Origin of the sequence: Coxiella endosymbiont of Ornithodoros maritimus (assembly GCF_907164965.1) — a bacterium.
In the GTDB taxonomy this organism is placed as follows: Bacteria; Pseudomonadota; Gammaproteobacteria; order Coxiellales; family Coxiellaceae; genus Coxiella.
Window position 1 is genome coordinate 1 of record NZ_CAJRAM010000094.1, and the last position, 7,176, is coordinate 7,176.

Sequence of the window (7,176 nt, forward strand, 5' to 3'; positions counted from 1 at the left end):
GTGAAGCCGCATATACGTTCTTTTCGTCAAAACTGATTGTTGACAACAACCCTGGGGCCATATACGTATAGACCAAAGCAGAATACGGGAAAATAATGATCTCGTCTATCATCCTCTCTCAAGGGGGAACCAATCTTTTTTCACTGCCGCTGTGTTGGCAACCGTGGGGCCCCTTACAACGTAGACTGGCCGTTCAATACCTTCCTGGAAATTAGTAGGCTGTCTGGACATTTAAAAATCTCCTCTGTATCGACTTCTCCCATCAAGAATACCAATGATTTTTTAAAGAAGTATTAAAGAATAGCTATAAAAATACTGATAATTCTTTGTACACGTCATTTACGCGCAAACGGAAATGACAGGGGTAACTAATTTTATTTAAGGATATTTTTTTCCATTTGAGATCGATGAATTTTTTCGTGTTTTCCATTTTATTCTCCTCGCAATGTTTCAATTGGGTCCAAATTAGATACTCGATAGGCGGGATAAAATCCAGAGATGACGCCGACGAGGATGGAGATGACGAAACCTAAAATAGGGGGAAAAGTAGGGGATGCGAAAGCTCCAGCCGCTGCCCTAAGGCGAGGATGGAGGCTATCGTAACGACCGAGAACAAGGATACCCAATAGATCACCAAATAACATTAAAATAATCGCTTCTACTAAAAACATTCGACGAATATTAGCGCGGCGGCCCCTACAGCCATGCGGATTCCTATTTCACGACGGCGCTCAATAACCGAGATGTACATAATATTTCATCACACCGATGCCACCGACCAGCAGTGCAATACCTCCAATTGAGCCTAACAACCAGGTAAACGTGTTTTGTTGTTTTTTCATAATGCCAATGATTTGCTCGGGGCTGCGGGAAGTCGTTTTTAACTGCGGGTAGAGTTGGCTCATTTTATCCGTTAACGTGTTTTGCACTTCAGCGATATAGGGATCAGGAACAAGGCGAAATAGCAGATTATTTATTTGTGCATCTTTACTTAAGAAAAAAGAAGTCGCCAGCGGCATGATAGCACTTTTGTTAATGTCTGCGTATAAAAACCAATTGGATTGCCAGTGCTTGGCTACGCCGATAATAGTGAAAACAAATTTTCCGATCGATATCTGATGGCCAATGGGGTTTGCAATGCCCTTTGTTAAAAAATCTTTACCAACGTCGCTGCCGATCACGCAAAAAAAAACTGTTTCGATCCCAGTAAGAAACGAAACAACCTTTATTTATTTCTATTTTTACAATTTCGGCCAATTCCGCTGTCGCACCTAATACCCGACCTTCTATTTGTTTTCCTTCGAAATAAAGAGTATTAAATAAGCTGGTGTAAGGCGCCACGAGGGCAATTTCTTGGGAGGCGTGTTTAATTTGGGAAATTTTGGCTAGTGTAATTTGTTGGCTTATGTCGGTTTGTTGTTGCCCGGGACGCGCTTTAACATCCATCGCTAATAAATTGGTTCCTAATTCCTTAAATTGGTCAAGTACATGTTCGGTGGCTAATTGGCTGGAAGTAATCAAAGCGACAACAGAAGCCGTTCCTACGAGAATGCCTAAAATAGCCAAGAAGGAACGTAATTTAGATGAAATTAAATTCCTTAAAGCTGCTTTGATATATCGAATAAAACTCATATTTTTGTATCTATGGAACAATCAAGCCATCGTGCATTTTAATTATCCGCGGACATTGGGCGGCAATTTGTTCATCGTGCGTAATCAGCACCACCGTACAGCTCTCCTCGCGATTTAATTGAATCAATAAATCCAACACTTCTTGACTCGTTTTTGAATCCAACGCGCCGGTTGGCTCGTCCGCTAAAATAATATCGGGGTTTCCAACAAGCGACGCGCAATCGCTACCCGTTGCTGTTGTCCACCAGAAAGCTCGCTGGATTTATGATGGTGGAATTTAGCCATCCCGACTCTTTGTAACATGGTTCGCGCGTGTTTGTTAATTCGCTTGCCGCTGAGATTACGATAAGTCAAAGGAAGTCCCACGTTTTGCAGCACGTTTAATCGCGGCAATATAAAGAATAATTGAAAAACAAATCCGCGCGCTGATTAGGATTTAAATAAGCGGCATTTTTATTTCTTAATAAATATTCACCGCTGGTGGGATGATCCAACAGACCCAAAATATTCATTGTGCTGGTTTTCCCTGATCCAGACGCCCCGCTAATTCCAACGAATTCACCTTTTTCAATTAAAAAACTAACCCTTTTTAAAGCTTTATAGCTGTTCGAGCCGAACTGATACACTTTAGTGATGTTTTTAAATTCAATCATAAACCACCACTTTGTCGTCCGGATTAATGCCTTGAAGGATTATAACACCTGTTAAAGTCGTGGCACCCATCACGACAGGAACCTTTGTTTCTTTGCCAGTTTTTGGGTCGATAATAGTAACAACACTTTGACCGTTTTTCGGCGTCACTGCCCCGATGGGTAATATTATGTGGGGGATTTTCCACGTCAATTTCTACGGTGGCGCTCATACTTACATGGATAACGTTGCGTTGTTCTTTTGTCACGCCGGGAACTTGGACTTCAATATTAAATGTGCTAAGTCCTCCATTACCTTCGCTTTGCTCTGGGTTGGATTGTCTTGCCACGACCGTCACAATTCCATGAAGGGTAATTCCAGGAAAAGCATCACCCGTCGCGATAGCTTTTAAGGCTAAATGAAGCCGATTAATCTTAATTTTGCTCACTTGCAGCGTGATAGTAAACTCGGATAAATCGCCGATGGACAATATTAATTGATCTTGTTTAACTTCCGTGCCAACGACTAACTGTTCCTTACCGTCTTTATCATCTTCCGATTTAACCGGAAAAAGCGCCACACCTTTTCCCGGTGATTTTACTAAGATATGACAAAAATGCTTTTGCAAAATTTGTGCCACGGCATTGATGTCCGCAATACGCAAGCCTTCCACGCTTTTGGGGTCGATGTCTGCTTCCCGTAAAACTTTTTCTAAGGTGAAGCGAGTTTGGTAAAAATTAAGGATGTTGCTATCGTGCTGACTCCTTTCGGTGCGAAATTCTTCTTCTGAGATAATACCGGCTTCATAAAGCGCTTGCGTGTCGGCAAATGATTTTAGACTGGTTTCGTAGATATCTTTTGCCTGAAGATATTTAGTCATCGCATCGCGGTAATCCTCGGCCAATTTTTGAGAATGAATTTTAACAATATTTTGATTTTCTTCAATAGAAGCGGCGTGCGTAAAAAATAATTTTGTGATGGTTCCGTCAACGGGGCTTAAAACAGATACCGTTCTCAACGGTTGCCAACGAGCCTTTAAAATAAAGCTGGGTCACGCTAGGTTGTAGCTTGGCTACGATAATTTGCCTGTCTTTTTCTGACTCTTTTTTTTCATCTCTTTTACAACCGGTAAAAAAGACAGCTGCTGTCAGCATTAAACAAACTCCCCATTGAAACATTTTTTTCTCATGGCTAGTACCTCAAATTAATTCTCAATGTGTTATCGAGATCTGTAATCGCGTTTAAGAATTCAATCCGCTGAGCTACTAAATCGGTTTCTTGCTCCAGCAATTGATCTTGTAATTGGTTAACTTCAAAAACGGTTGTTTTTCCAAAACGCAATTTGAGCTGTGCATTTTCCAATGTTCGCCGTTGCAGCTCAACGCCATGTTTGGCGACTTTAATCTGTGCATATTGATTATGGAGTTGATTAATTTGATTTGTCACGTTTCTAATAAGATCTTCCTTTGTTTCTTCGAGGGCTAATTTAGCCTGCTCGAGCTAGATATGCGCGTCAATAATTTCTGCCTTTGCCTGAACGTCGTTAATGGGAATGTTAAGCATAAATCCTAAACTGGGGCCCGTTCCGCCACCTGAAATCGGTGCCGCATCTTGGAAAATAGGTAAAATAGAGCCACCGTCCCCGTTACCGTCGCCGATAGTCGTGCTTGCCATAACATCTAATTGCCACCGTTCTTGATTTTTTGCAGAGATTACAGCGCGTTTTGCTGCACGCAATTGAATAACGGAAGTTTGATAATCTATATTGTTTAAAAGCGCCAATCGGATGGCTGCGTCTACGGAGGGAATAGGAGATAGATGACTTCTTCTATCCGTTGGTCAATGATGGACCTTTGCCGTCGTTGTCAATCCTAAAGTTTTTAAAAATGCTTGATAATCGGCATCTAAACTGCTCTGTTGCTGCATCATGGATAAACGGGTACTAGCAAGGTTTGCTTGTTATTGTAATAAATCGCTGGGTGCGAGTTTTCTAGCTTTCACTCGTAATTCAGATTGTCTAACCGTTTGTTCTATGCGTAATAAAGTGCGTCCTTGAATGGTCGGCTTATTGTAATCTTCGACTAATGTTCGGTAGGCTTTAATGACCGCATCAACCACAGTAATAATGCTACTTTTAAAAGTTAATCGCGCCACCTTTTCATTATCAACCGCGTTCGTAAGATCAATGATGTTGTAGGCCCAACCCACTCCTTTCAATAAAGGTTGCGTTATCGTTATTGTCGTGCTCCCCGGGCCGCCGGTAAAAGAAGTGCCATAACTGGTTTCCAGCACAGTCCCCAAGGTTGTCTTTACACTCACGCCGGCGTTGAGCGAATAAGTCGGCTTGCTCTGCCAGGCGTAATTCGCCGTACTGCCTAAGGTGAATTGCGGTTCAAATTCATTATGCGCTACTTCCAATGTAAATTTACAACCACCCGCTGCAACTCACTGCTGATCACATTGGGATTGTTGTGAAGCGCTAACAAAATGGCTTCGCTTAAGCTCAAGTGCTTGGCTCTTTGATGGAAGGCACGTGGGAAAGGGAGTCGCGTTAATGGCGCATGCGGATGAAAATAAGCATAGTTTTCCACCATGGTCGTGCGCGGGAGCGGGTAAGGCGAAGTTTCCATAGCCGTCCATTTCGGAAAATAAAATTAGCAAAAAAAAACCCTATGTAGACAACCGCCTTCATGGAGTAAAAACTTCCCTAAATAATTGGAGTCTATTCTAACTTATTAAATCCTTTCAATGGCGAATCAGTAGATTTTCAGCTACAGTTTTCGATCATGATAAAAATCTTAGCTGATGACCGTATCCCCTTTGTTTCCGAGCTCTTTGGCGACCTCGGTGAACTGATATTAAAGCCGGGGGCTCACATTCAAAATCGTGATCTTCTCGCTGTTAATGCGTTGCTAACTCGCTCTATTACTTCCGTAGATTCCGCCTTGCTGAAGGGGACGGCTGTCGAATTTGTTGGCAGTGCGACAGCGGGATTCGATCATATCGATTCTAGGTGGCTCAAAAAACAATCTATTCATTGGGCCTATGCGCCTAGCGCTAATGCGACGGCCGTAGCGGAATACGTGCTCCATTGCCTGGCTTATTTGCATAAGAGAAATTTATTGCCGCGCAATTCAGCCACAGCAGCAATCATTGGCGTTGGCCATGTGGGTTCCGTTATCTCCGATCGATTGAGAAAAATTGGTTTTACGGTGTTGCATAACGATCCCGCACGCGCACGTATGGAAAAGGATTTTATTTCAGTTCCTTTAGCCTCGCTGACCAATGTTAATCTTGTTTGTTTGCACACGCCTTTAGTCAAAACGGGAAACTTTCCGACCTATCATTTAATTGATAACCGTTTTCTTAAAACGTTAAAACCCGGCAGCGTATTACTGAACGCCTGCCGAGGTGCTGTTGTTGATAATAATGCTTTATTACAGTGTGACCACGTTATAACTTGCTTAGATGTTTGGGAAAATGAACCCACTGTTAATTTACAATTATTGGAAAAAACAACCATTGCCACTCCTCATATTGCCGGCTATAGCAGGCAAGCGAAATTGCGTGCAACGCTGATAATTTACGACGCTTTTCTAAAATATTTTCATTTATCAGGTACACGCCGATTTAGTGAGTTGCAGCAGTTGCAGGAAACAATGATGTTAAATATTCAGGACTGTCGCGACGCTGAAGATATTTTATTAACGTTATTCGATCCTGGCCGCGAAAGCCAAAGGATGCGCGAGGCGCTTGCAGAGAATCCCGATCAATTTGAATACCTACGCCGGCACTACCCATTGCGAAATGAATTCTCAGCGATTCAATTAACCCCTACACCATCAGCATTGCTGAGGAAGGAGTTGGATGATTGGGGATTTAAATAAAAGACCAAAGGCAATCAGCCCAAGCTTAAAAAAGGAGCGACCTTTGGCTCGATTGCCGTGATGAAAAACTTACATTCGCTAGCCAACGTAATATAAAGTATTGCTAAACTAAAAACACTTTTTGGGACATGGGCCGTTGTATTTTTTATCTTCTATCTACTTTATTTTTAATTCCCACTAACGCTGTTGTGGGTGGAATTGAAGTTCCCTATTATATTCGAACCTCCTTTGTATACTCGGGTGTCTATGTTGAAGGGGTCTATGGATATGCTTCGCGCGATTGGGAATCATATCTTCCTTACCAAACTTATGTAGCTACTTTGCAAAGTGACGGTTCCCCGTTTGGCCCCTTTGTGAAGGGAGGAAAAGGCAGCTCTGTTGGGTGTGGATGTGGGGTACCAATGGAATCGCTATCTTGTACCTTATGATCTCCCCGTGGTGGGTGGTAGGATTAGCGAACATTCTTGGTTAGGCTACATCGCGCTTAAATTGGCTTTTCCAATTTGCAGAAATTTATATACGTATAGCAAAGTGGGCGCTGCGGCCTTGAATATCTGCACGCGGATAAACTTTACGCCTGTTAACGATTTAACACAAAATGGTGATTTTTAGTCGCCTTTATCTGCCGTTGGTTTGCAGTATTATTTGATTGATATTGGTTTTTTACTCTTCAGTATCTTCATGTCAATAGCTATGGTCGCGTTTCGGCTGGCGTCATTCGAAAATTGCCTTTGGTCTATACGTATATGGCCCCAGGGTTGTTGTCAACAATCAGTTTTGACGAAAAGAACGTATATGCGGCTTCACCGAGCCACCGCATGAATTAGCCTCATCAACCTCAGGTTTTACCTTAACGTCCTTAACATCACATTGCCGCGTTTACTAATCCGCGACAAGACCTCCTTATTCTCACTCGCGTGTTGTGGAGGAACTAACCCAATAAACACCAACAACTTGCCAGAAACAGATGAAATTGATGAATGTCCCTCCCCGTTCGCATAAACCGGCAGCGCCGTTAAATCCCCCC

General features: G+C 42.6%; 4 protein-coding genes and 6 pseudogenes. 3 read left to right on the forward strand and 7 right to left on the reverse strand.

Annotation, left to right across the window (positions count from 1 at the left end; translation table 11 throughout):
• Positions 1–431: 431 nt before the first annotated feature.
• The 6 genes and pseudogenes from OWO34_RS09950 to OWO34_RS08140 all read right to left on the reverse strand — a co-directional run bounded on the left by OWO34_RS09950 (position 432) and on the right by OWO34_RS08140 (position 4,954).
• Complete coding sequence (locus OWO34_RS09950; RefSeq protein WP_407647533.1) at positions 432–671, reverse strand: ABC transporter permease; 240 nt, start codon at positions 669–671, stop codon at positions 432–434.
• Positions 672–731: 60 nt separating this feature from the next.
• Positions 732–1,181, reverse strand: coding sequence for an ABC transporter permease (locus OWO34_RS09955; protein WP_407647534.1), 450 nt, complete (start codon positions 1,179–1,181; stop codon positions 732–734).
• Entirely contained in the window at positions 1,159–1,632 is a 474-nt protein-coding gene (locus OWO34_RS09960; protein WP_407647535.1) for an ABC transporter permease, read from the reverse strand. Before OWO34_RS09960 ends, OWO34_RS09955 begins: the two co-directional genes overlap by 23 nt.
• A 10-nt stretch (positions 1,633–1,642) precedes the next feature.
• A pseudogene (locus tag OWO34_RS08130) lies at positions 1,643–2,285 on the reverse strand (ABC transporter ATP-binding protein).
• Positions 2,278–3,440, reverse strand: a pseudogene (locus tag OWO34_RS08135) (efflux RND transporter periplasmic adaptor subunit). The pseudogenes OWO34_RS08130 and OWO34_RS08135 overlap by 8 nt, the downstream one beginning before the upstream one ends.
• A gap of 13 nt (positions 3,441–3,453) precedes the next feature.
• Positions 3,454–4,954 (reverse strand): annotated as a pseudogene (locus tag OWO34_RS08140) (TolC family protein).
• A gap of 94 nt (positions 4,955–5,048) precedes the next feature.
• On the opposite strand from OWO34_RS08140, the gene OWO34_RS08145 reads away from it, so the two are divergent.
• The 3 genes and pseudogenes from OWO34_RS08145 to OWO34_RS08155 all read left to right on the forward strand — a co-directional run bounded on the left by OWO34_RS08145 (position 5,049) and on the right by OWO34_RS08155 (position 6,976).
• Positions 5,049–6,149, forward strand: a complete 1,101-nt coding sequence (locus OWO34_RS08145; protein WP_267257160.1) for a 4-phosphoerythronate dehydrogenase — start codon at positions 5,049–5,051, stop codon at positions 6,147–6,149.
• Positions 6,130–6,261 (forward strand): annotated as a pseudogene (locus tag OWO34_RS08150) (hypothetical protein). The gene OWO34_RS08145 and the pseudogene OWO34_RS08150 overlap by 20 nt, the downstream one beginning before the upstream one ends.
• A gap of 16 nt (positions 6,262–6,277) precedes the next feature.
• Positions 6,278–6,976: pseudogene (locus OWO34_RS08155) on the forward strand (outer membrane beta-barrel protein).
• Between the two features lie 24 nt (positions 6,977–7,000).
• On the opposite strand, the pseudogene OWO34_RS08160 reads toward OWO34_RS08155, so the two are convergent.
• Positions 7,001–7,176, reverse strand: a pseudogene (locus OWO34_RS08160) (transposase); the annotation flags it as partial.

Bases quoted from the DNA above. Each gene is read 5' to 3' on its own strand.
- OWO34_RS09960 (WP_407647535.1), bottom strand. From the start codon at position 1,632: ATGAGTTTTATTCGATATATCAAAGCAGCTTTAAGGAATTTAATTTCA.
- OWO34_RS08145 (WP_267257160.1), top strand. From the start codon at position 5,049: ATGATAAAAATCTTAGCTGATGACCGTATCCCCTTTGTTTCCGAGCTC.
- OWO34_RS09950 (WP_407647533.1), bottom strand. From the start codon at position 671: ATGTTTTTAGTAGAAGCGATTATTTTAATGTTATTTGGTGATCTATTG.